22 protein-coding genes (1 of these 22 cut by a window edge) are annotated in these 22502 nt (G+C 59.4%); 8 read left to right on the forward strand and 14 right to left on the reverse strand.

What is annotated here, in order from left to right:
- The 9 genes from msrQ to mrcB all read right to left on the reverse strand — a co-directional run.
- Positions 1-540, reverse strand: the 5' portion of a protein-coding gene (msrQ, locus tag PSEBG33_RS04555) for a protein-methionine-sulfoxide reductase heme-binding subunit MsrQ (protein WP_005791396.1). It extends 81 nt beyond the left edge of the window; the window shows 540 of its 621 coding nt (coding positions 1-540); the start codon lies at positions 538-540; its stop codon lies beyond the left edge, outside the window.
- Positions 540-1553 carry a protein-methionine-sulfoxide reductase catalytic subunit MsrP gene (msrP, locus tag PSEBG33_RS04550; protein ID WP_005791397.1) on the reverse strand — a complete coding sequence of 338 codons (1014 nt, stop codon included), beginning with the start codon at positions 1551-1553 and terminating at the stop codon, positions 540-542. The genes msrQ and msrP overlap by 1 nt, the downstream gene beginning before the upstream one ends.
- A 63-nt stretch (positions 1554-1616) precedes the next feature.
- The gene (pssA, locus tag PSEBG33_RS04545; RefSeq protein ID WP_005791399.1) at positions 1617-2474 is read right to left on the reverse strand and encodes a CDP-diacylglycerol--serine O-phosphatidyltransferase; all 858 of its coding nucleotides are present in this window, start codon (positions 2472-2474) and stop codon (positions 1617-1619) included.
- A gap of 144 nt (positions 2475-2618) precedes the next feature.
- Positions 2619-3635 (reverse strand): ketol-acid reductoisomerase, encoded by a 1017-nt coding sequence (gene ilvC / locus PSEBG33_RS04540; protein WP_003194132.1) that lies wholly within the window; start codon positions 3633-3635, stop codon positions 2619-2621.
- Positions 3636-3682: 47 nt separating this feature from the next.
- Positions 3683-4174 carry an acetolactate synthase small subunit gene (gene ilvN, locus PSEBG33_RS04535; protein WP_003176102.1) on the reverse strand — a complete coding sequence of 164 codons (492 nt, stop codon included), beginning with the start codon at positions 4172-4174 and terminating at the stop codon, positions 3683-3685.
- A 2-nt stretch (positions 4175-4176) separates the two neighbouring features.
- Positions 4177-5901: an acetolactate synthase 3 large subunit gene (locus tag PSEBG33_RS04530; RefSeq protein ID WP_005791407.1), complete on the reverse strand. Its 1725-nt coding sequence runs from the start codon at positions 5899-5901 to the stop codon at positions 4177-4179.
- A gap of 431 nt (positions 5902-6332) precedes the next feature.
- Positions 6333-6662, reverse strand: a complete 330-nt coding sequence (locus PSEBG33_RS04525; protein ID WP_005791409.1) for a YqcC family protein — start codon at positions 6660-6662, stop codon at positions 6333-6335.
- The gene (locus PSEBG33_RS04520) at positions 6662-7396 is read right to left on the reverse strand and encodes a tetratricopeptide repeat protein (protein WP_005791411.1); all 735 of its coding nucleotides are present in this window, start codon (positions 7394-7396) and stop codon (positions 6662-6664) included. The genes PSEBG33_RS04525 and PSEBG33_RS04520 overlap by 1 nt, the downstream gene beginning before the upstream one ends.
- Positions 7397-7412: 16 nt before the next feature.
- Positions 7413-9737: a penicillin-binding protein 1B gene (gene mrcB, locus PSEBG33_RS04515; protein WP_005791412.1), complete on the reverse strand. Its 2325-nt coding sequence runs from the start codon at positions 9735-9737 to the stop codon at positions 7413-7415.
- A 118-nt stretch (positions 9738-9855) separates the two neighbouring features.
- Here mrcB and PSEBG33_RS04510 point away from each other — a divergent pair, with 118 nt between their 5' ends.
- The 3 genes from PSEBG33_RS04510 (at position 9856) to PSEBG33_RS04500 (ending at position 12322) form a co-directional block, all read left to right on the forward strand.
- A complete protein-coding gene (locus tag PSEBG33_RS04510) occupies positions 9856-11412 on the forward strand; it encodes an AAA family ATPase (RefSeq protein WP_005791415.1) in 1557 nt (518 codons plus the stop codon).
- 90 nt (positions 11413-11502) lie between these two features.
- Entirely contained in the window at positions 11503-11847 is a 345-nt protein-coding gene (locus PSEBG33_RS04505; protein ID WP_005791416.1) for a pentapeptide repeat-containing protein, read from the forward strand.
- A 202-nt stretch (positions 11848-12049) separates the two neighbouring features.
- Positions 12050-12322, forward strand: coding sequence for a TfoX/Sxy family protein (locus PSEBG33_RS04500; RefSeq protein ID WP_005791418.1), 273 nt, complete (start codon positions 12050-12052; stop codon positions 12320-12322).
- Positions 12323-12565: 243 nt separating this feature from the next.
- Here the strand turns inward: PSEBG33_RS04500 and PSEBG33_RS04495 are convergent, their stop codons facing one another.
- From PSEBG33_RS04495 to PSEBG33_RS04485, 3 genes are read right to left on the reverse strand one after another with little or no spacing between them, the layout of a single operon-like run.
- A complete protein-coding gene (locus tag PSEBG33_RS04495) occupies positions 12566-13333 on the reverse strand; it encodes a heme ABC transporter ATP-binding protein (RefSeq protein ID WP_005791419.1) in 768 nt (255 codons plus the stop codon).
- Complete coding sequence (locus PSEBG33_RS04490; RefSeq protein WP_194440710.1) at positions 13333-14316, reverse strand: FecCD family ABC transporter permease; 984 nt, start codon at positions 14314-14316, stop codon at positions 13333-13335. Before PSEBG33_RS04490 ends, PSEBG33_RS04495 begins: the two co-directional genes overlap by 1 nt.
- Positions 14317-14366: 50 nt before the next feature.
- Positions 14367-15245 carry a heme/hemin ABC transporter substrate-binding protein gene (locus PSEBG33_RS04485; RefSeq protein ID WP_005791423.1) on the reverse strand — a complete coding sequence of 293 codons (879 nt, stop codon included), beginning with the start codon at positions 15243-15245 and terminating at the stop codon, positions 14367-14369.
- Between the two features lie 156 nt (positions 15246-15401).
- On the opposite strand from PSEBG33_RS04485, the gene PSEBG33_RS04480 reads away from it, so the two are divergent.
- Positions 15402-15719 carry a Rieske (2Fe-2S) protein gene (locus PSEBG33_RS04480; RefSeq protein ID WP_005791425.1) on the forward strand — a complete coding sequence of 106 codons (318 nt, stop codon included), beginning with the start codon at positions 15402-15404 and terminating at the stop codon, positions 15717-15719.
- On the opposite strand, the gene sfsA is transcribed toward PSEBG33_RS04480, so the two are convergent.
- Positions 15716-16429 (reverse strand): DNA/RNA nuclease SfsA, encoded by a 714-nt coding sequence (sfsA, locus tag PSEBG33_RS04475; RefSeq protein ID WP_005791427.1) that lies wholly within the window; start codon positions 16427-16429, stop codon positions 15716-15718. The two genes, PSEBG33_RS04480 and sfsA, sit on opposite strands and share 4 nt — an antisense overlap.
- Positions 16429-17601: a pyridoxal phosphate-dependent aminotransferase gene (locus PSEBG33_RS04470; protein WP_005791428.1), complete on the reverse strand. Its 1173-nt coding sequence runs from the start codon at positions 17599-17601 to the stop codon at positions 16429-16431. The genes sfsA and PSEBG33_RS04470 overlap by 1 nt, the downstream gene beginning before the upstream one ends.
- 319 nt (positions 17602-17920) lie before the next feature.
- Between PSEBG33_RS04470 and dksA the strand changes: the two genes are divergently transcribed.
- The 4 genes from dksA to PSEBG33_RS04450 all read left to right on the forward strand — a co-directional run bounded on the left by dksA (position 17921) and on the right by PSEBG33_RS04450 (position 22502).
- Positions 17921-18355: an RNA polymerase-binding protein DksA gene (dksA, locus tag PSEBG33_RS04465; protein ID WP_005791430.1), complete on the forward strand. Its 435-nt coding sequence runs from the start codon at positions 17921-17923 to the stop codon at positions 18353-18355.
- An 82-nt stretch (positions 18356-18437) separates the two neighbouring features.
- The gene (gene gluQRS / locus PSEBG33_RS04460) at positions 18438-19325 is read left to right on the forward strand and encodes a tRNA glutamyl-Q(34) synthetase GluQRS (protein WP_005791432.1); all 888 of its coding nucleotides are present in this window, start codon (positions 18438-18440) and stop codon (positions 19323-19325) included.
- A 62-nt stretch (positions 19326-19387) separates the two neighbouring features.
- The gene (locus PSEBG33_RS04455) at positions 19388-19564 is read left to right on the forward strand and encodes a hypothetical protein (RefSeq protein ID WP_003176118.1); all 177 of its coding nucleotides are present in this window, start codon (positions 19388-19390) and stop codon (positions 19562-19564) included.
- Positions 19548-22502 (forward strand): sensor histidine kinase, encoded by a 2955-nt coding sequence (locus tag PSEBG33_RS04450; RefSeq protein ID WP_005791453.1) that lies wholly within the window; start codon positions 19548-19550, stop codon positions 22500-22502. Before PSEBG33_RS04455 ends, PSEBG33_RS04450 begins: the two co-directional genes overlap by 17 nt.

The following is a 22502-nucleotide window of genomic DNA, read 5'->3' on the forward strand; positions in this document are numbered from 1 at the left end:
AAGCAGCGCACCAATGGAAGCGTAAACAGCCCACTCCTTCAGATCAGCCCGAACTATCCAGAGCATGTGCAGCAAACCCAGGCCCAGGATCACATAGGTCAAGCGATGCAACTTCTTCCAGCGGCTACCCAACCGACGCTGGCTATAGCGGTTGGATGTGGCAGCCAGCACCAATAGAGCCATAAACCCCAGCGCCCCCACAATTATGTAGGGCCGCTTGCGCAGTTCTACGCCGAGCTGCGACCAATCGAGCCCAAGGACGAACACGCAGTATGCCGCCAAATGCAGTACTACATAGGCGAAGCACCACAGCCCCAACTGCCGGCGTACCGCGATCCATCCTGCCCAACCGCTCAACTTCTGCAGCGGCGTCATCCCAAGCGTGATCAGCAGCAGGATCAACGTACCCAGCCCCAGGCGATCAACCAGCACTTTGCCCGGATCAGGCCCCAGGGCGAAACTCCATGCTTCATATAACCAGAGCAATGGCCAAACCGCCGCAGCTGTAAAGACTCCAATGCGCCAGATTTGAAAGCGCATCAGTAGTTCTTCCGCAGATCGAGACCTGTATATAAAGACGCGACCTCATCCGCGTAGCCATTGAACATCTGCGTATCGCGCACGTTCGGGCTGAACAGGCCACTGGGTAGACGTCGCTCCCGCGCCTGGGTCCACCGCGGATGATCGACCGTAGGGTTCACATTTGCGTAGAACCCATACTCATCAGCCGCAATGCTCTGCCAGGTGGTTTTCGGCTGCTCGCTGACAAGGCTGATCCGCACGATGGATTTGACACTTTTGAAGCCGTACTTCCACGGCACCACCAAGCGCAACGGCGCACCATTCTGATTAGGCAGCTCGCGCCCATACATACCTACGGCGAGAATCGCCAGCGGGTTCATCGCTTCGTCCAGACGCAGCCCTTCTACATAAGGCCAGTCAATCAAGCCGAAACTGGAGCGCTGCCCAGGCATGCTCTTCGGGTCCTGGAGGGTTTCAAAACGGATGTACTTCGCTTTGGAGGTAGGTTCAACCTGCTTGAGCAAGGCCGAGATCGGGAAACCGATCCACGGAATCACCATCGACCAGGCTTCAACGCAGCGCAATCGATAGATCCGTTCTTCCAGCTCATAGGGTTTCATGAAGTCTTCCAAGGCATAACGCCCAGGCTTGGCCACCTCACCATCGATCACAACACTCCACGGCTCGGTCTTGAGCGAACCTGCATTCGCCGCCGGGTCGCCCTTGTCGGTACCGAACTCATAAAAGTTGTTGTAGTGGGTTGCATCCTTGAACGGCGTGATCGCCTCGTCCTTGACCGTCACCGCCTGCCATTTCGTACCAGGAAGCTTCTCGGCAAACCAGTTGGGCGCCCTGCCCGCTTCGACATCGGCATAACGCGCCGCATCGCCCGCACGGGCCCAACGCGGCAAGCTACTGGCGGCAATACCGGCCAGCGCACCACCGAGCAAACTGCGACGAGAGAAATAGAGGGATTCAGGCGTGACATCCGATTCATGGCAATCGGACGCTTTGGGTAGTTTGATTAACATGGCAACTCCGCAGCATTGGAGAACTGATGCACCAATAGACTGCGGAGTATGGGGGAAATTACATTAAGGCAATGTTTTGTCCCGGCGCAGATGCAGCAAATACTGAATCGGACCAGAAGCGGCATAAACCAGGAACGCCAGCAGCAGAATCCGCGGCGGATCACTGAACACCACAGCAAACACAAGCACCACCACAAGGATCGCCACGAAAGGCACGCGCCCTTTGAGGTCCAGCTCCTTGAAGCTGTTGTACTTGATATTGCTGACCATCAGCATCCCGGCCGCCGCAACCATCAACGCTACCAGGAACGACATCTTCGACCCCTGGATACCGTAATCACTGAACGCCCAGACGATACCCGCCACGACGCCGGCGGCTGCCGGGCTGGCAAGCCCGATGAAGTAACGCTTGTCGGCAGTGCCCACCTGCGTATTGAAACGTGCCAGCCGCAACGCGGCACCGGCGACATAGATGAAGGCAACCATCCAGCCGACCTTGCCCATGTCACCCAATGCCCAGGCAAAAGCCAGCAGCGCAGGGGCGACACCAAAGGCAACCATGTCCGACAGCGAGTCGTACTCGGCACCGAAGGCACTTTGGGTGTTGGTCATACGCGCCACGCGACCATCCAGGCCGTCGAGCACCATGGCCACGAAAATTGCAATGGCGGCAAAACCGAAGTATTTGCTGGCACTCGCGGCATCACCGGCCGCCAGCGCACTCTGGGCGCTCATGGAATTGATGATGGAATAGAAGCCGGCAAACAGGTTTGCCGTGGTAAACAGGTTGGGCAGCAGATAGATGCCACGATGCCGGACCTTGCGGCCTTCGGCGTCATGCCCTTCTTCGACATGTTCATCGATCGGCAGCATGCTTTCGGCGTCGGAAGCCTGATTTGGCTCTTCGGGACGTTCGCTCATGGACTTTACCTTGCAACGGTGTGAAAAAATTCGACAGATACTTGCGGCGAGTGTTCGCCTGCAAACGATGCAGCTTTATACCAGAACCGACCCCTCAAACGAAAAAACGCGGCCTAAGCCGCGTTTTCCCTTGATGCGTACGACTTAGTTCTTGGCTTTGTCGACGATCTTGTTGGCACCGATCCACGGCATCATGGAGCGCAGTTGCTCGCCGATGACTTCGATACCGTGAGCGGCGTTGTTACGGCGCTTGGCGGTCATCGAAGGGTAGCCGGTAGCGCCTTCGCTGATGAACATTTTGGCGTATTCGCCGTCCTGAATACGTTTCAGGGCGTTGCGCATGGCCTGGCGGGACTCGGCGTTGATCACTTCCGGACCGGTCACGTACTCGCCGTACTCGGCGTTGTTGGAGATTGAGTAGTTCATGTTGGCGATACCGCCTTCGTACATGAGGTCAACGATCAGCTTCAGTTCGTGCAGGCATTCGAAGTAGGCCATTTCCGGCGCATAGCCAGCTTCAACCAAGGTTTCGAAACCGGCCTTGACCAGCTCAACGGTACCACCGCACAGAACGGCTTGCTCGCCGAACAGGTCGGTTTCAGTCTCGTCCTTGAACGTGGTTTCGATGATGCCGGTACGACCGCCACCGACGCCAGCAGCGTAGGACAGTGCAACGTTCTTGGCGTTGCCCGACGCGTCCTGGTAGATCGCGATCAGGTCAGGGATACCACCGCCTTTGACGAACTCGGAACGCACGGTGTGGCCCGGCGCTTTCGGCGCGATCATGATCACGTCGAGGTCAGCGCGCGGCACAACCTGGTTGTAGTGAATCGCGAAACCGTGGGAGAAGGCCAGGGTAGCGCCCTTCTTGATGTTCGGCTCGATTTCGTTCTTGTACAGCGAGGACTGGAACTCGTCCGGGGTCAGGATCATGACCAGGTCGGCAGCCGCTACGGCGGAAGCAACGTCGGTCACTTTCAGGCCGTGGGCTTCAGCCTTGGCAACAGTAGCCGAACCTTTGCGCAGGCCAACGGTGACGTCCACGCCGGAATCTTTCAGGTTGCACGCTTGTGCGTGGCCCTGGGAACCGTAGCCGATGATGGCGACTTTCTTGCCCTGGATGATCGACAGGTCACAATCTTTATCGTAATAAACTTTCATGAGGTTCCTCTATATATCCAGGCCGTAAGGCCATTCGCTAATTTGGGTTAGATGCTGAGTACTTTGTCGCCACGGGCAATCCCGGTGACACCACTGCGTACGGTTTCCAGAATCGAGGCCGTCCCGATCGACTGGATGAAGCTGTCCAGCTTGTCGCTTGTACCGGTCAGTTGAACGGTATAAACGCTGGCGCTCACATCGACGATCTGCCCGCGATAAATATCGGTAGTGCGCTTGATCTCGGCACGCTGGGCACCCGTGGCCTTGACCTTGACCAGCATCAGTTCGCGCTCGATGTGGGCGCTTTCCGACAGGTCGACCAGCTTGACCACTTCGATCAGCTTGTTGAGGTTCTTGGTGATCTGCTCGATCACCTCATCGTGACCAACAGTGGTCAACGTCAGGCGCGACAGGGTCGGGTCTTCGGTCGGCGCCACGGTCAGGCTTTCGATGTTGTAGTTGCGTTGCGAAAACAGGCCGACAACACGGGACAAGGCGCCGGGCTCGTTCTCCAGAAGCAGGGAGATAATATGCCGCATGATTAAGTACGCTCCGTCTTGTTCAGCCACATGTCGCGCATGGAGCCGTCTTTGATTTGCATCGGATAGACGTGCTCGCTGGTATCGACCTGAATATCGATGAACACCAGGCGGTCTTTCATGGCGAACGCTTCTTCCATCTTCGGCTTCAGATCTTTCAAATCAGTGATGCGAATGCCGACGTGGCCATAGGCTTCAACCAACTTGATGAAATCCGGCAACGATTCCATGTAGGAATGGGAGTGACGGCTACCGTAGCTCATGTCCTGCCATTGACGAACCATGCCGAGCACGCCGTTGTTCAAGCAGACGATCTTCACTGGAAGACCGTATTGCAGGCACGTCGACAGCTCCTGGATGTTCATCTGGATGCTGCCTTCGCCGGTGACGCAGGCAACGTCGGCATCCGGGAAGCTCAGTTTCACACCCATGGCCGCAGGGAAACCAAAGCCCATCGTGCCCAGGCCACCGGAGTTGATCCAGCGGTTAGGCTTGTCGAACTTGTAGTACTGCGCCGCGAACATCTGGTGCTGGCCCACGTCGGAGGTTACAAAGGCGTCGCCCTTGGTCACTTCGCACAGGGTTTCGATCACGGTTTGTGGCTTGATGATGCTGCCGTCGCCCTTGTCATAAGGGAACAGGCCGCGATCACCACGCCATTCGTCAATCTGCTTCCACCAGCTGGCAACGGATTCCTTGTTCGGCGCCTCGCCGATGTCCTTGAGCGCTGCGACCATTTCGGTCAACACACTCTCCACCGGCCCCACGATCGGCACATCGGCCTTGATGGTCTTGGAGATGGACGCCGGGTCGATGTCGATATGGATGATCTTGGCATTCGGGCAAAATTTGCTCGCACCATTGATCACACGGTCATCGAACCGCGCGCCCACGGCCAGGATCACGTCAGCGTGGTGCATGGTCAGGTTGGCGGTGTAGCTGCCGTGCATACCGAGCATACCGACGAACTGGCGGTCCGTACCGGGGAATGCGCCGAGGCCCATCAGGGTGTTGGTCACCGGCAGGTTGAGCAGCTTGGCCAGTTCGGTCAGCGGAGCGGAACCGCCGCCCAGAATCACGCCACCGCCGGAGTACAACACGGGGCGCTTGGCCGCCAGGAGCATTTCTGCCGCCTTGCGGATTTGCCCCGAGTGCCCGCGGACGGCCGGGCTGTAGGAACGCAGCTTGGCTTTCTTGGGGAAGATGTATTCGAATTTTTCGGCCGGATTGGTCATGTCTTTCGGGATATCGACCACCACAGGGCCCGGGCGACCGGACTGTGCGAGGTAGAACGCCTTTTTCATGACTTCCGGGATTTCCGACGCGTGCTTGATCATGAAGCTGTGTTTCACGATCGGGCGGGAAATACCGATCATGTCGGTTTCCTGGAAAGCGTCAGTGCCGACCATGGTGCTTGGCACCTGGCCAGAAATGATCACCATCGGGATGGAGTCCATATACGCAGTCGCAATACCGGTAATGGCATTGGTTGCGCCTGGGCCAGACGTTACCAGTACCACACCGGCTTTACCGGTGGCACGGGCGTAACCGTCAGCCATATGGGTCGCGGCCTGTTCGTGGCGAACCAGGATGTGGGTAACAGCCGGTTCCTTGAACAGTGCGTCGTAGACATGCAGCAGAGCACCACCTGGGTACCCGTAGATATAGTCGACGCCTTCGTCACGCAAAAAGCGGACGAGCATCTCACCGCCAGATAAAAGCTCCACGTTGTTCACCTCTAAAACGCCAGAATACCGTCCGTTAAAAACCGACGGGTCTTAATAGGTTTACTTCTCAACAGAGCATGAGCGACGGTGGTCGCCGACTACGTCAGCACTGACTGAGCAAGTATTGGGATCGTCCCAAGTGTTGCGGGCTTTTCCCACCCAGCGCGAGGTAACGCGTTGCGGGTGTTACAGGTCGGCGCGGGTGTGCGCCTCATGATCTGCTGAGCGGGCCTGCTTCTGGCAGTCCCGATACAGCGGACTTTGGATTCTTCTGTTTCAGGCCCTTCAAGTCAAGCAATAATTGCGCTTTTTTCCAACTAAGCGCATGAGAACGTAGAAGAAAGGGCTTTGAGGAGGGATAAAACTCGCCTGAATGTCGTCAAGCGGTAGAAATGTGCGCAAGACTGCCGAAAAACCCGGCAGTCAGGCAATTAACGAGCGTCGACGATCAATTGATCGAACTTTTTCAGCGCGTTACGCAAGCCGAGGCTCTGTAACGGTCGGTCGGCATAGACCATCTCGGCCATTTCCAGGATCCCCGATGCATTCGGCAAGGGCAGGTCCTGTTCAAGGATCTGCTTCATGCGTACCAGGAAGATCCATTGCAGCCACTGGTGGAAGTCCAGGGTATCGACTGAAAAGGGTTCGACACTGCTGAGCGCTTCAGCACCGGGGGACTCTTCATCCCACCAGCCCTGCACGCGCAGTTCTCGCTCGATCAGCAATAGCTGTTCGGCAATCGCTGGGAAACGTGCATCCATCAGAGGCTGACCTTGGCTTTCTGTCGCGCCTGGGCGGCACCCGCTGCATCGCCCTGGGCGGCACGCGCATCACCGATCAAGGCCCAAAGGCTGGCTTGCAGGTCTGGACGGCCATTGGCCAGGCTCAGGCCACGGCGAGCGAATTGCTCGGCCTGGGGCGCATCGCCCTGGGCCATGCGCACCTGGGCCAGGCGATACAGCACTTGTGGCTCACGCGGCGCCACGCGCTGGGCACGTTCAAGGCTCGACGAGGCGCCATTCAAATCGCCACCCGCCTGCTGCTGCTGAGCGGTGGTGAGCAGCGCCAGCACCGGGCCATCGAGTTGTTCGTCAGCCGACAACCCGCCCGCATTGGACGATGACGGAATACCGCTCGGCGTCGAAGGCATGTTGTAGGTGCCCTGGTTGACCGGCGCGGTTTGAATCGGCGTGGCGTTAACCGGCCCGGAAGTGCTCGGGCCTGGGGTCCATGGCTCGGCACTGATAGGCGCCGAGGTTGCAGCACCACTGCCGGGCACCATCACCACGACGCCGGAGTCCTGGGGAATTGCCTGGGTTGCAGCTTGGGCAGGCCGCTTGACCACGGTCTGGCGGAAGCCGCCATTGGCCGAAATGCGGTCGTTATTGGAGACGGACGTGCTTGAGTCCACCACAGGGATGGAGCCGCGCTGCACGCTGGAGCAACCGCCGAGCAAAGCCAGAGCCGTAATTGCTGGAATCCACAACTTGTTCACTTGAAACCCTCTTTGCTTAATTCATCCAGCCCTTGACCCAATCCATCACCGAATCCGCGTCAGCAGGGGCACTGCCACCGCACGCAGGGCCGGGTGGTGGTTCGCTGCCGCGAATATACGGCATCTGCACCGCCCCCGGACAGTTGGCATCAGAGCCCTGGCCGGTGTGCGGATCAATCCAGGCCTGCACGATATTGTCCGGCTGGGGCATGTTGAGCGGCAACGGGTCAGCCTTGCGCATGAAACTGGTCCATACCTGCAGTGCGCCGGTCGCACCGGTAAACGGCGTCTTGCCGTTATCGTCACGCCCCAGCCACACCACGGCCAATACATCCTGGCCGAAACCCGCAAACCAGCTGTCACGCGAGTCGTTACTGGTACCGGTCTTGCCCGCCAGCGTCAGGTTCGACGGCAGCACGCTGTACACCGAGCGCCCTGTACCCTCACGCATCACACGCTGCATGGCGTTCTGGATCAGGTAGATAGAGCCCGCGTCAAAACGCTGCTGGATCTGGAACGGGTAGCGCTTGAGCGGTTCGCCTTCGGCGGTCAGCACACTGCGGATCCCGCGCATCGGTGTATTGAAGCCACCGTTGGCGAGGGTCTGGTACATGGTCGCCACTTCCATCGGGGTCATGGCCGCAGCGCCCAGAAGCATGGACGGGAATGCAGGGAACTCACGCTCCACCCCCAGTCGCGCAATGGTTTTCAGGACATTTGGCACACCGACCTCAAGCCCCAGGCGCGAGGTGGAAATATTGTAGGAATGCGCCAGCCCCTGATACAGGAACACCGTGCCGTGGGAACGGCGATCGAAGTTCTTCGGCGTCCATACCTGGCCATTCGCGCCTTTGACCGACAACGGGTCATCCGACAGCCAACTGGTCAGCGTGTACTTGCTGGGTTTTTCCAACGCACTCAAGTAGACCGCAGGCTTGACCAGCGAGCCAATCGGCCGCACGGCGTCCAGTGCGCGGTTGAAGCCGGCGAAACTGGCCTGGCGGCTGCCGATCATGGCCTGGACTTCACCGGTTTCCGGGTTGGTCACGACCATGGCGGCTTCGACTTCATCCGAGCCTTTACGGCCGGTCAGGCGTTTGAAGGTGTCGTTGACGGACGCCTCGGCCTTCATCTGCAGGATCGGGTCGAAGCTGGTGAAAATCCGCAAGCCCTCTTCGGTCAAGTCTTCGTCGCGGTAGTCTTCACGTAACTGGCGCTTGACCAGATCGATAAAGCCGGGGAACGAGCTATCAGCCAACTTGCCGCGAGTGGTCACACCCAACGGCATTTTCTTCGCGGCGGCCACTTGCTCAGCCGTGGCGACACCCTGCTGCTCCAATACATCGAGTACCAGGTTGCGACGTTCGAGCGCACGCTCCGGGTTGCGACGCGGATTGTAATAGGACGGCCCCTTGACCATGCCCACCAGCAGCGCGACCTGATGCAACTTCAACTCGGATAACGGTTGCCCAAAGAAGAACTGGCTGGCCAAACCGAAACCGTGCACCGCGCGCTGGCCATCCTGACCGACGAAGACCTCGTTGAGGTACGCCTCAAGGATTTCCTGCTTGCTGTAATGCAGCTCCAGCAACATCGCCATCATGGCTTCGGTGAGTTTACGGGTGAGACTGCGCTCGTTGGTCAGGTAGAAGTTCTTGACCAATTGTTGCGTGAGCGTACTGCCGCCCTGGGTCATCTTGCCACCGGAGGTGTTGACCCAGACAGCGCGGGCAATCGACTTCGGCGAAACGCCCCAATGGCTGTAGAAATCGCGGTCTTCGACCGCCACAAGGGTTTCCAGCAAATAAGGCGGTACCTGATCAAGCTTGATCAGGATGCGATCTTCAAGGTTTTTCGGATAAATACCGCCAATCATCAACGGTTCCAGGCGCACTACCGGCAGCTTGGAGCCATTGAGCGAGGACAATTCAGCCACATAGTCGCCGGAGAAACGCACGCGTACCGGCTGGGCTTTTTCCAGGCCTTCGTAGAACTGGAACCCACGGGTATTCAGGTCGACGGTGTTGCCGCTGACGGCTGCGGCGCCGGGGCCATTGCTCACAGGTTCGCGGCGATAGCCCAGTGCGTCGAGCTCGGTAAGGAAGTCTTCCTTGCTCAGCTTCTGGCCGGAGAACAGTTCCAGCGGGCGTGCATACACCTTGGCCGGAATCGTCCAGCGCTTGCCGGAGAATTTTTCCTGCACCACGGCATCGAGGTACACCGCAAAGCCGGCGACCACCACAAGGCCAACCAGGCCCAGCTTGAGCGCCCAGCCCAACCAGGGGCGCAAGCTGCGGGAAGGAGGTTTTTTACGGGAACGGGGAGATCGGGTTCGAGTCATGGCGGCGGATTATACGCACTTTATTGATGATCAACATGAGCCGGACAGCGGTTTGCACGACTGGCATCAGCAGCCATAATGGCCACCATGATTTCTCCCAGACTTTGAAGGATCGCCCGTGAGCCAGTCCCTGATCGCAGCCCTGCAAAACCCGGCTTTATACCCTCATCCGGTTGAAGCATTTCAAGTCATCGAGACCCATATTTCCTGGGTGGTTCTGACAGGTCCCTATGCTTACAAATTGAAGAAACCGATGAACTTCGGATTTCTGGATTTCACCGACCTGGAAAAACGTGGCCACTTCTGCAATGAGGAGCTGCGTCTCAACCAGCGCTTGACCAAAGATTTGTATCTTGAAGTGTTGCCGATTACCGGCACTGCCGACGCGCCGCAGTTGGGCGGCGACGGCCCGGTCATCGAGTACGCACTGAAAATGCGCCAGTTCCCGCAAAGCCAGATGCTCAGCACCCTGCAAGCCAACAGCGAACTGACCAACGCCCACATCGACGAGATGGCCAGGCAGATTGCGCACTTTCACCTCACTGCCCCCAAGGTCCCGCAAGAGCACCCGGCCGGCACGCCGGATGAAGTCATGGCGCCGGTACGCCAGAACTTCGACCAGATTCGCCCGTTCCTCAGCGACAAAGCCGACCTGACTCAACTTGAGGCCCTGCAAGCCTGGGCCGAAAGCAGCTTCGAGCGCCTCAAGCCACTGCTTGAACAACGCAAGCTCGATGGTTTCACTCGCGAATGCCACGGTGACATCCACCTGGGCAACGCCACCCTGATTGACGGCCACGTCGTGATCTTCGACTGCATCGAGTTCAACGAGCCTTTCCGCTTTACCGATGTTTACGCCGATACCGCCTTCCTCGCCATGGACCTTGAAGACCGTGGGCTCAAGTCTCTGGCGCGCCGCTTCATCAGCCAGTACCTGGAACTGACCGGCGACTATCAAGGCCTGGAAGTGCTGAATTTCTATAAAGCCTACCGTGCGCTGGTACGTGCAAAGGTTGCGCTGTTCAGTATGCCGAGCGAGGCAAGCCCGGTGCAGCGCGCCACTACCCTGCGCCAGTACCGCAACTACGCCAACCTGGCGGAAAGCTACAGCACCATTCCGTCGCGCTTTCTGGCAATCACCCATGGTGTTTCAGCGGTGGGCAAGAGCCATGTAGCCATGCGCCTGGTCGAGGCCCTGGGCGCCGTACGCCTGCGTTCGGATGTGGAGCGCAAGCGTCTGTTTGGCGAGCAGCAGGTCGAAAACGCGCCACAGGCCGGCATCTACAATCAGGACGCCAGCATTGCCACCTATACACGCTTGAACGAAATTGCCGAGACCGTACTGCGCGCCGGTTACCCGGTGGTGCTGGATGCGACCTTCTTGAAACGCGCTCAACGTGATGCGGCAGCCCAGATCGCCGAAGCCACCGGCGCGCCATTCCTGATCCTCGATTGCAACGCACCTCAAGCGGTTATCAGCAGTTGGCTGGCACAACGTCAGGCGGATCAAAACGATCCGTCCGACGCAACGCTGAGCGTTATCCAAGAGCAGCAAGCCAGTCGTGAGCCGTTGACGGCGCAAGAGCTGTTGCTGAGCAAGCGCGTGGAAACCAATGAAAGCGGAACGCTGGATGCGTTGGTCGCGCATATTCGCCAGCGCCTCCCGGGCTTGTAAGCAATATTTCCTGGTCGCGTCGCCCACATGGCGCACGACCCGGCAATATAGCCACTATAATGACATCACCACCTAACAGGAGTCGCTATCGTGAGTCAGCCCAAGCTTCTTGATACCCCGCTCTATGCGCTCCTGCACAAGGATGACATCCGCGGATTCAACCAGCAGCGCCCTCAAGACGGCACCATCGACATGCGCGGTGGCGACTTCCGAGGGCTGGACCTGCGAGATCTGAACGCCGCAGGTGTTGACTTCACCGACGCCTATTTTCGCTCTGCCGACTTGCGCGGCCTGGATTTACGCGACTGCTCGCTGGAAGGCGCCAGCCTGGCCCACGCGCAGATTTCCGGCACTTACTTCCCACCCGAGCTCACGGCTGACGAGATCCTGATGTCAGTCAACTTCGGCACTCGCCTACGCTACCGCACCAAGTAATCCACCTTCTGAACCCCGGCGTCGCCTCAAGCGTGCCGGGCGTTTCACGCCTGCCCGTCAGCTAAAGCATCGCCACATTCTTATAAGCTTTTCAGCCGTTCCTGCCCAAAGAACTGCGTTTTTCCTACTGAGCGCTACACTCATTTTCAGGCTGCCTGGTCACGATACCCACCGCACCATTCGGCCGTCGCAAGGAGGCTTGATGAACGATGAGCTGCAACACCTGAAAAACCTCGGCAAGACATCAGCGCAGTGGCTGCATGCGGTGGGTATCCACAGCGCGTCTGACTTGCGCCGCCTGGGCGCGGTCGATGCTTACCGAGCCGTACGGACTCGCGGCTTCCGAGCTTCGAAAGTTCTGCTGTACGCCATTGAAGGCGCATTGATGGATGTGCACTGGAACGACCTCCCCTCTGAACGCAAGGAGGCGCTGAACCGCCAGTTGGATGCCCTGTCAGCGCGGCAGAAAAACTAGATCGGCCCTCAAGCCCAATGTTTACAAGTATTACAAACGAGCGTTTGAGAAAAACTGGATGAGCAGATAAAACAATAGTTGACTCTCAAATGAGAATCGTTATGATTATCACAACTGGTCGCGAGATCAGCCGATAACTGAAAGACCATTGGTTCGGACTCTCAGATTATCTCCTCATCAGGCTAATCACGGTTATTTGACCCGGCTCTTGCCGGGTCTTTTTTTGCCTGCAAATTACTGATTTCAGCGCGCAATGATCAGCGGATGCCCCCGCTCCGGATGCGGTTGTACCAGCACATCCAGACCAAATACAGCCTTGAGTGGCTCAGGTTGCAGGACTGTTGCGGGCCTATCCAGAGCATGAGGGCGTCCGCCTTCCAGCAGCAGGATCCGGTCGCAGTAACGCGCCGCCAGGTTCAAGTCATGCAGGATAACCAGCACCGCAGCCCCCTTGTCGGCAAAGCTGCGAATCGCCTGTAAGGTGGTGTGCTGGTGCAGGGGATCGAGCATCGACGTTGGCTCGTCCAACAACAACGTTTGCCCCGCCTCACCTGGCCATAACTGCGCCAACACCCGCGCCAGGTGCACCCTTTGTCGCTCGCCGCCCGACAAGGCCAGGTAACTGCGGCCACTCAGGTGGCCCACATCGGCCGCGTGCAGCGCCGCGCGGATAATTTGATCGTCGCGCACTCGCCCGGTCTGATGAGGCAAGCGTCCCATGCCCACCACCTCTTCGACACGAAAGGCGAAGTCCAGGGTGGAAGTCTGTGGCAACACCGCCAGACGCTGGGCACGTTGCACCCCTCCCAGACTCTTCAATTCTTGCTGGTCCAACCAGATCTTGCCCTCGTCAGGCGACAACTCCCCGCACAGCGCTCCGAGCAAGGTACTTTTGCCCGCACCATTGGGCCCCAGCACGCCCAGCACTTCGCCCGGCAGCAGGTCCAAGGTGACATCGGACAACACGGTTTTACCACCGCGCCGAATCTGCAACGCTTCTACCCGCAGCATCAGGCGCGCCCTCGTAACAATAAATAGAGGAAAAATGGCGCACCGATAAATGCAGTGACAATACCGATCGGCAGTTCCGCCGGCGCCAACGCCAAGCGCGCCACCAGGTCGGCAAACAACAGCAGGCTCGCCCCCGCCAGCACTGACGCCGGTAACAACACCCGATGATCCGGCCCCGCCAGCAGCCGCACCAGATGTGGCACCACCAAACCGACAAAACCAATCATGCCCGCAGCCGCCACGGCTGCGCCAACGCCTAGGGCCGTGCAGAACACTAACTCGCGCTTGAGCCGTTCAACATCAATGCCCAGATGATTGGCCTCCGACTCACCCAGCAGCAATGCGTTCAGCGCTTTCGCCCGGCGCGGCAACCACAGCGCCACGCCAGCGCTTACCAACAGCAACGGCCACAACCGCGAATAGCTCGCGCCGTTGAGGCTGCCCAGGTTCCAGAACGTCAGGGTGCGCAAGGTGGCATCGTCGGCCAGATAGGTAAACAGCCCCACCGTTGAGCTGGCCAGTGCCGTCAGCGCGATACCTGCAAGCAGCATCGTCGCGACATTGGTCTGGCCATTGCGACGCCCCAACCGGTAGACCAGTGCGGTAACGCCCAGCCCCCCCAGAAATGCGCACAGCGACAACAAATAGGGACCGAACGCATCCGGCAGCCCACCGAAGAACGAACCGCCGACAATCGCCACCGCTGCCCCCAACGCCGCACCGCTGGACACACCCACCAACCCAGGATCGGCCAGCGGGTTGCGAAACAACCCCTGCATCGCCACGCCCGACAACGCAAGGACACCGCCGACGGCCAGCCCCAAGAGGGTCCGCGGCAGGCGAATCTGCCCCAGGATCAATTCAGCCTGCTCCAACCCCGCCGCCTCAATCGGCACACCCAGTAGCCTTAACGCGGCTCTGAGCGTATCAATCAACGGCAAGCTGACCGGTCCGAGGGCCAATGAAAGCCAGATCGCCAACACACACAGCAGCGACAGGCCAATAAACAGTGTCTTGGGCTTAAGCAGCGTGGTCATGGGGCCGATTTAGTCTGGGACGGATAAAAACCAGCGGACAGTTTCACCAGGTTTTCTGGCAATCGCGGCCCCAGGCCACCCACCAGCAAGGTCGGATCCAGCTCAAACACTCGCCCACGCTTGGCTGCCGGTGTCGACGCGAGAATCGGGTTTTCCTTGAACAAGGCTGCGCGCGCCGCATCACCGGTCAGCGCGCGATCGGCAAACACCAGCACATCAGGACTCAACCCCGCCAAAGACTCGACTGAAAAGGGCTTATAGCCCGAGTGCGTGGCCAGGTTACGACCGCCGGCCTGCTGCAATATCCAATCGGCGGCCGTGTCCTTACCCGCGATCAGCGGCTTGCCACCGGCATGGCCCAGCAACAACAGCACGCCCGGAGCCTTTTGCGCCGCCTGGGCCTTGGTCACCCAGCTTTTTTGCTGCTCCAGCGCCTGCCCGTATTTGGCAAACAGTGCGTCTGCCCGGGTCTCACTGCCCAGCAGTTTTCCCAAGTGTTCAAGGTTGCCCTTCAATGTCGACAGATCCGGCCGGGCCGAAAACATCTCGACCTGCACGCCGGCATTGCGAATCTGCGCCAGTACCGGCGGCGGCCCCATTTCCTCAGTGCCCACAAGGATTTGCGGGCGCAGGCTGAGAATGCCTTCAGCCGACAGCTGCCGCTGGTAGCCAATGCTCGGCAACGCCTTGAGCGACTGCGGATGCTGGCTGGTGGTGTCGACCCCGACCAATTTCGATTCGCCGCCCAAAGCCGTCACCCATTCCGATAGCGCCCCTCCTGCACTGACCCAGCGTTGTGGCAGTTCAGAGGCGTGTGCCCCGTGGTTGACCAGCAATGAGACAACAAGCGCAATAGCGCTGGTACTCAGGCGCATAACAGGGTTTCCTTCCTAGGGCAGGGCCATTCAGGCACTCATCAATGTGACAGAACATTGCTGCCGGACATCGTATTAAGCACCCAGTCAGCTGACGGGCGAAGCGGCCATTTGATAATTGTTTGCATTTGAACGTCAAGGCACTTAAGGATTGAAATGAAGTTTCTCTGCCCCTCAAGCGACCTCGCACCCAACAGCAGCCGCGGTTTTGATATCGATGGCCATAAACTGCTGGCCGTGCGCCGAGACGGCATTGCCTACTTTTATCGCAACCGCTGCCCCCATCGCGGCATCCCGCTGGAATGGCAGCCCGACCGCTTCCTCGACGCCAGCGCCAGCCTGATCCAATGCGCCACCCATGGCGCCCTGTTCCTGATCGAGAGCGGCGAGTGCATCGCCGGCCCGTGCGCAGGCCAGAGTCTCACCGCCCTGCCCGGCCATGAGGATGAACAAGGCTTGTGGGTAGAACTCTAGTCGCCCAACAACACCTTCAGTCGACGCTCGACATACATCTCTTGCGGTGTGACCCGCACGCCGTAAGCCAGCACCTCCACACCCGCGGCCTTGGCCTCGCGTAACGCCGCAGCGTAACCGGCATCAATTTCCACCGCTGGGCGAACCGCATCGATGCCCGACAAATTCACGCAATACAACTGCACCGCCCGCACACCTTCACGCGCCAGGTGAGCCAGTTCGCGCAAGTGCTTGGCGCCGCGCTGCGTCACTGCATCAGGAAAAGCCGCCACCGAGGTTGCGTCAAAACCCAGGGTGACGCTTTTGACCTCCACGAAGGCGGCGCCCTGTGGGTAATCCAGGCGAAAGTCAATGCGGCTCTTCTCCTGACCGTAAGGCACTTCACGCTTGAGCGCCGTAAAGCCATTGAGTTCAGTGATCACGCCAGCCAGCAGCGCCTCTTCAACCAGCTGATTGGCCCGCGCGGTGTTGACGCACGCCAGCCGGCCCTGAGGCGTTTCGGCAATTTCCCAGGTGCCTGGCAACTTGCGCTTGGGGTCCGAGGACCGGCTGAACCAGACCTGACCACCTTCGACCATGCAATTGAGCATCGAGCCGGTGTTCGGGCAATGGATGGTGAGCAACTCGCCGGTAACGGTTTCGATATCGGTGAGAAAACGCTTGTAGCGGCGGATCAGCCGCCCTTCTTCAAGAGGAGGATAAAAGCGCATCAGCCTTGCCAGCTCCGCAGGCCACGAGCGATGCGTTCCACCGCTTCTTGCAGCCGGTCAATATTTTGCGTGTAGGCAAAACGCACATGGTGGCCCGCTTGATAACGACCGAAATCCAGCCCAGGCGTAAAAGCCACGTGCTCGGTCTCCAGAAAGTGACGGCAGAACGCGAAGGCATCGCCGCCGAACGCGCTGATATCGGCATACAAATAGAACGCCCCTTCCGGCTCCACGGCGATACCGAATCCAAGCTCACGCAAGGCCGGCAGCAGAAAGTCACGACGCCGGCCGAATTCGGCGCGGCGCTCTTCAAGAATGCTCAGGGTCTGCGGGGTAAAACAGGCCAAGGCAGCGTACTGGGCCATGCTCGGCGCACTGATGTAGAGGTTCTGCGCCAGTTTCTCCAATTCGCTGATCGCAGCAGGAGGCGCTATCAGCCAACCGAGGCGCCAGCCGGTCATGCCGAAATACTTCGAAAAACTATTCAAGACGAAGGCGTCATCGTCGACTTCCAGCACGCTGGCGGCATCGGTGCCGTAGGTGAGGCCGTGGTAGATCTCGTCCACTACCAAGTGGCCGTTACGCGCTTTGACTGCACTCGACAAGCCTGCCAGTTCGTCCCTTGTGAGGACTGTGCCGGTAGGATTGGCCGGGGACGCAACCAGCGCGCCCACGCTGTCCTGATCCCAATGCCTGGCGACCAGATCGGCGGTCAACTGATAGCGGACCTCAGGCCCTACCGGCACCAATTGCGCCGCGCCCTCTACCAATCGCAGAAAGTGTCGATTGCAGGGGTAGCCTGGGTCAGCCAGCAGCCAGTGCTTGCCAGGGTCGACCAGCAAGCTGCTGGCCAACAGCAACGCGCCGGAGCCACCGGGCGTAATCAGGATACGCTCGGGATCGACGCTCAAGCCGTAGCGCTGCTGGTAAAACCCGCTGATGGCCTCGCGCAACTCGGGCACCCCACGGGCCGCCGTGTAGCGCGTCTTGCCATTGGCCAGCGCAGCCTGGCCGGCCTGGATGATGGGCTCGGCGGTGGTAAAGTCCGGTTCGCCGATTTCCAGATGGATCACGTCGTGGCCGGCAGCCTGCAGTTCATTGGCGCGTGCCAGCAACGCCATGACATGAAAAGGTTCGATGGCGCGACTGCGCGCACTGTAGGGCTGAGCCATTAGCCTTCCTTAACGGTGAGGACAAAATCAGGATTCTACCGAACCCTCGCGGTAAAACATGCTCTATTGCCTGATTGGGGCTGCAAGTGCACCCTGCGCACGCTCGTAAAACAGCTAAAATCAACATTCGAGGCGATACATACCCAGTCATGGCGGGCTGCTGCAGTTTGCAACCCCTTTGCCCTGGAGCTCGACAACCGGGAGTAGCGCACCCTGAATCTATCTGGTAAGTTCGCCCGCTTGCAGCCGCAGGGCCGGCAGGTGTCGGTGACGTTGCAATCCTGCGCAATGGATTAGAAGAGTGAGAGGCGGTCTATTCATGTCCACCCAAGCAAAGCAACAGAGCATCAGCGGTTTCCAGCCCTACGTTGAATCCAAGGGCGAGGAATACATGGGCAAGCCCATGCGCGAGCACTTCTCCAAAATCCTGAAGCAGTGGAAGCAGGACTTGATGCAGGAAGTCGACCGCACGGTTGACCATATGAAGGACGAAGCAGCCAACTTCCCGGACCCGGCAGACCGTGCCAGCCAGGAAGAGGAATTCGCCCTTGAACTGCGCGCTCGTGATCGCGAACGCAAGTTGATCAAGAAGATCGACAAGACCCTGCAATTGATCGAAGACGAAGAGTATGGCTGGTGCGAATCCTGCGGCGTCGAGATCGGTATTCGCCGCCTCGAAGCCCGCCCGACTGCGGACCTGTGCGTAGACTGCAAGACCTTGGCTGAAATCAAGGAAAAACAGGTCGGCAAGTAACCCTGCCGAGCTGAACGAATGGGGCGTGCAAACGCCCCATTTTTGTTTCTGGCGTTTACCGGTTTTGCAGTAGTATCCGCCCATGACAGCCTCTACCTATATCGGGCGTTTCGCCCCCACGCCCAGCGGCCATTTGCACTTCGGTTCCCTGGTTGCCGCCCTCGCCTCCTACCTCGACGCACGCGCCCAACATGGCCGCTGGTTGATGCGCATGGAAGACCTTGACCCTCCCCGTGAAGAGCCCGGCGCCCAGGCAGCGATCCTGCATGCCCTGGAACGCTACGGCTTTGAGTGGGATGGCGAGCTGGTTCGGCAGAGCGAGCGGCATGACGCCTACGCCAAAGTGCTGAATGACCTGTTCAACCATGGCCTGGCCTATGCCTGCACATGCTCGCGCAAGCAACTGGAACCCTACAACGGGATTTACCCAGGCTTGTGCCGCAATGCCGGCCACGACCAGCAGGATGCTGCCATCCGTCTGCGTGTACCCGAACTGGAATACCACTTTACCGACCGCGTGCAGGGCGAGTTCCGACAGCATCTGGGCCGCGACGCCGGCGACTTCATCATCCGGCGCCGCGACGGCCTCTACGCCTATCAGTTGGCCGTGGTCCTCGACGATGCCTGGCAAGGGGTTACCGATATCGTGCGCGGCGCGGACCTGCTGGACTCCACACCGCGCCAGCTTTACCTGCAAGAACTGCTCGGCCTGCGCCAGCCACGTTACCTGCATGTACCGCTGATTGTGCAACCGGACGGCAACAAACTGGGCAAATCCTACCGTTCCCCACCATTGACCACCGACCAGGCCACGCCCTTGCTGCTTCGCGCACTGCGCGCCCTCGGCCAGCCAGCCGGTAACGAACTGCTTTACGCAAGCCCACGAGAACTGCTGGATTGGGGCATTACGCACTGGGACGCGACGCAGATCCCGCGCACACTCACGCTGGCCGAAGCGCAATTGAGTTGAAGGCGCTTGCAGGTTGCCCGCCATCCGTTACCATCGCCGCAGATTTTTAATCAGAGGCCAATATGTACATCTATCGATTGGTCCTGTTGCTGGTCGTCGGGATCTACCTGTTCTCCCCCGCCATCATGGATTGGTGGATCGACGCCACGGGTGCCTGGTATCGCCCTTATCTGCTGTGGCTGATCCTGATCGTCGTGACCTTCATCCTGCAGAGCCAAAAAGATGCCGATGAGCTTTAGCCTCACCCAGATGCTGCTGATCAGCGCCGCCTACCTGGCTGCGTTGTTCGGCGTGGCCTGGATCAGTGAGCGCGGAATGATTCCGCGGGCGATCATTCGCCATCCGCTGACCTACACCTTGTCCCTGGGCGTGTACGCCAGCGCCTGGGCGTTCTACGGTACGGTGGGCCTGGCCTATCAGTACGGCTACGGTTTTCTGTCCAGTTACCTGGGGGTGTCCGGTGCGTTCCTGCTGGCGCCGGTGTTGCTGTACCCGATCCTGAAAATCACTCGTACCTACCAGTTATCATCCCTGGCGGACCTGTTTGCCTTCCGCTTTCGCAGTACCTGGGCCGGTGCGCTGACCACGATTTTCATGCTGATCGGCGTACTGCCGTTGCTGGCCCTGCAGATTCAAGCAGTGGCAGACTCCATCAGCATCCTGACCCGCGAACCCGTGCAACACCGTGTTGCCCTGGCTTTCTGTGCACTGATCAGCCTGTTCACAATTTTCTTCGGCTCGCGCCATATTGCTACCCGCGAGAAACACGAAGGCTTGGTGTTCGCAATTGCCTTTGAGTCGGTCATCAAGCTGATCGCCATCGGCGGCGTCGGCCTGTATGCGCTCTACGGCGTATTTGACGGCCCGCAACAGCTGGAGCTGTGGCTGCTGCAAAACCAGACTGCCCTCGCCGCCCTGCACACACCCTTGCAGGAAGGCCCGTGGCGCACGCTGCTGTTGGTGTTCTTCGCCTCGGCGATCGTAATGCCGCACATGTACCACATGACCTTCACCGAAAACCTCAACCCACGCTCACTGGTGAGTGCGAGCTGGGGCTTGCCGCTGTTTCTGTTACTGATGAGCCTGGCGGTGCCGTTGATCCTGTGGGCCGGCCTGAAACTGGGGGCCACCACCAACCCTGAGTATTTCACCCTGGGCATCGGCATTGCCGCCAACAGCCCGGCGTTGGCACTGCTGGCGTATGTCGGCGGTTTGTCGGCGGCCAGTGGATTGATCATTGTCACCACGCTGGCACTCTCGGGCATGGCACTCAACCACTTGGTGCTGCCGCTGTACCAGCCGCCGGCTGAAGGCAATATCTACCGCTGGTTGAAATGGACCCGCCGTGCGCTGATCGTTGCGATCATTACCGCCGGCTACGGGTTCTACCTGCTGCTCGGCGCCGGGCAAGACCTGGCCAACCTTGGCATTGTCGCGTTTGTCGCCACCTTGCAGTTCCTGCCGGGGGTGTTGTCGGTGCTGTACTGGCCGACCGCCAACCGCCGTGGTTTTATCGCCGGGCTGCTGGCGGGGATCCTGGTGTGGATCGTCACCATGTTGCTACCACTGGTCGGCAACTTGCAGGGATTCTACATCCCGTTGCTGAACATGATTTACGTGCTCGACGACACCAGTTGGCACATGGCGGCTATCGCCTCGCTGGCCGCCAACGTACTGATGTTTACCCTGATCTCACTGTTCACCAACGCCAGCGCCGAAGAAACCAGCGCCGCCGAAGCCTGCGCAGTGGACAACGTGCGTCGCCCGCAACGCCGCGAGCTGCACGCAGCCTCGCCCCAGGAGTTTGCCACGCAACTGGCCAAGCCTCTGGGCGCCAAGGCGGCGCAAAAGGAGGTCGAGCAAGCACTGCGTGACCTCTACCTGCCGTTCGACGAGCGTCGCCCCTATGCCCTGCGCCGTCTGCGTGACCGTATCGAGGCCAACCTCTCCGGCCTGATGGGCCCCAGCGTGTCCCAGGACATGGTCGAAACCTTCCTGCCCTACAAGGCGGGCGGCGAAAACTACGTGACCGAAGACATTCATTTCATCGAAAGCCGGCTGGAGGATTACCACTCGCGCCTCACCGGCCTGGCCGCCGAACTCGATGCCTTGCGCCGTTACCACCGCCAGACCTTGCAGGAACTGCCGATGGGTGTCTGTTCCCTGGCCAAGGACCAGGAAATCCTGATGTGGAACAAGGCCATGGAAGAACTCACCGGCATCGCCGCGCAGCGGGTAGTGGGCTCGCGCCTCAATACCCTGGCCGATCCGTGGAAAGAACTGCTTCAGGGGTTTATCAACCTGCCCGACGAGCATTTGCACAAGCAGCACCTGGCCCTCGACGGCCAGACCCGCTGGCTCAACCTGCACAAAGCCGCCATTGATGAGCCCCTGGCCCCCGGTAACAGCGGCCTGGTTTTGCTGGTGGAAGACCTCACCGACACACAGATGCTCGAAGACAAGCTGGTGCATTCCGAGCGCCTGGCCAGTATTGGTCGTCTCGCAGCCGGCGTGGCCCACGAAATCGGCAACCCGATCACCGGTATCGCCTGCCTGGCGCAGAACCTGCGCGAAGAGCGCGAGGAAGACGGTGAAATCACCGAAATCAGCGGGCAGATCCTTGAACAGACCAAGCGTGTTTCGCGCATTGTGCAGTCGCTGATGAGCTTCGCCCACTCCGGCGCGCATCAAAACCAGGACGAAGCGGTATGCCTGGCCGAGGTCGCGCAGGACGCCATTGGGCTTCTGGCCTTGAATCGGCGCAATTTCGAAGTACAGTTCTTTAATCTGTGTGATCCGGAACATTGGGTCGATGGCGACTCGCAACGCCTGGCCCAAGTGCTGATCAACCTGCTGTCCAACGCACGCGATGCATCGCCGGCCGGCAGCGCTGTGCGCGTCAAGAGCGAGGCTTTCGAGCACACGGTCGACCTGATCGTGGAGGACGAAGGCAGCGGCATCCCACAGAACATCATGGACCGATTGTTCGAACCCTTCTTCACCACCAAGGACCCCGGTGAAGGTACCGGTCTGGGCCTTGCACTGGTCTATTCCATCGTTGAAGAGCATTATGGACAAATCACCATCGACAGCCCGGCTGACACCGAAAGCCAACGCGGCACCCGTATCCGGGTGACCTTGCCGCGTCATGTCGAAGCGACGTCCGCTGTGAACTGA

The sequence above is a fragment of the Pseudomonas synxantha BG33R genome (assembly GCF_000263715.2).
Taxonomy (GTDB): domain Bacteria; phylum Pseudomonadota; class Gammaproteobacteria; order Pseudomonadales; family Pseudomonadaceae; genus Aquipseudomonas; species Aquipseudomonas synxantha_A.

What these genes read in the sequence shown, in the direction of transcription:
- ilvC (WP_003194132.1), bottom strand. Translation starts at nt 3,635, where the DNA reads ATGAAAGTTTATTACGATAAAGATTGTGACCTGTCGATCATCCAGGGC.
- PSEBG33_RS04495 (WP_005791419.1), bottom strand. Translation starts at nt 13,333, where the DNA reads ATGCTGCGGGTAGAAGCGTTGCAGATTCGGCGCGGTGGTAAAACCGTG.
- mrcB (WP_005791412.1), bottom strand. Translation starts at nt 9,737, where the DNA reads ATGACTCGAACCCGATCTCCCCGTTCCCGTAAAAAACCTCCTTCCCGC.
- pssA (WP_005791399.1), bottom strand. Translation starts at nt 2,474, where the DNA reads ATGAGCGAACGTCCCGAAGAGCCAAATCAGGCTTCCGACGCCGAAAGC.
- PSEBG33_RS04480 (WP_005791425.1), top strand. Translation starts at nt 15,402, where the DNA reads ATGAAGTTTCTCTGCCCCTCAAGCGACCTCGCACCCAACAGCAGCCGC.
- PSEBG33_RS04485 (WP_005791423.1), bottom strand. Translation starts at nt 15,245, where the DNA reads ATGCGCCTGAGTACCAGCGCTATTGCGCTTGTTGTCTCATTGCTGGTC.
- PSEBG33_RS04500 (WP_005791418.1), top strand. Translation starts at nt 12,050, where the DNA reads ATGAACGATGAGCTGCAACACCTGAAAAACCTCGGCAAGACATCAGCG.
- PSEBG33_RS04450 (WP_005791453.1), top strand. Translation starts at nt 19,548, where the DNA reads ATGCCGATGAGCTTTAGCCTCACCCAGATGCTGCTGATCAGCGCCGCC.
- ilvN (WP_003176102.1), bottom strand. Translation starts at nt 4,174, where the DNA reads ATGCGGCATATTATCTCCCTGCTTCTGGAGAACGAGCCCGGCGCCTTG.
- PSEBG33_RS04455 (WP_003176118.1), top strand. Translation starts at nt 19,388, where the DNA reads ATGTACATCTATCGATTGGTCCTGTTGCTGGTCGTCGGGATCTACCTG.
- sfsA (WP_005791427.1), bottom strand. Translation starts at nt 16,429, where the DNA reads ATGCGCTTTTATCCTCCTCTTGAAGAAGGGCGGCTGATCCGCCGCTAC.
- dksA (WP_005791430.1), top strand. Translation starts at nt 17,921, where the DNA reads ATGTCCACCCAAGCAAAGCAACAGAGCATCAGCGGTTTCCAGCCCTAC.
- gluQRS (WP_005791432.1), top strand. Translation starts at nt 18,438, where the DNA reads ATGACAGCCTCTACCTATATCGGGCGTTTCGCCCCCACGCCCAGCGGC.
- PSEBG33_RS04470 (WP_005791428.1), bottom strand. Translation starts at nt 17,601, where the DNA reads ATGGCTCAGCCCTACAGTGCGCGCAGTCGCGCCATCGAACCTTTTCAT.
- PSEBG33_RS04525 (WP_005791409.1), bottom strand. Translation starts at nt 6,662, where the DNA reads ATGGATGCACGTTTCCCAGCGATTGCCGAACAGCTATTGCTGATCGAG.
- msrP (WP_005791397.1), bottom strand. Translation starts at nt 1,553, where the DNA reads ATGTTAATCAAACTACCCAAAGCGTCCGATTGCCATGAATCGGATGTC.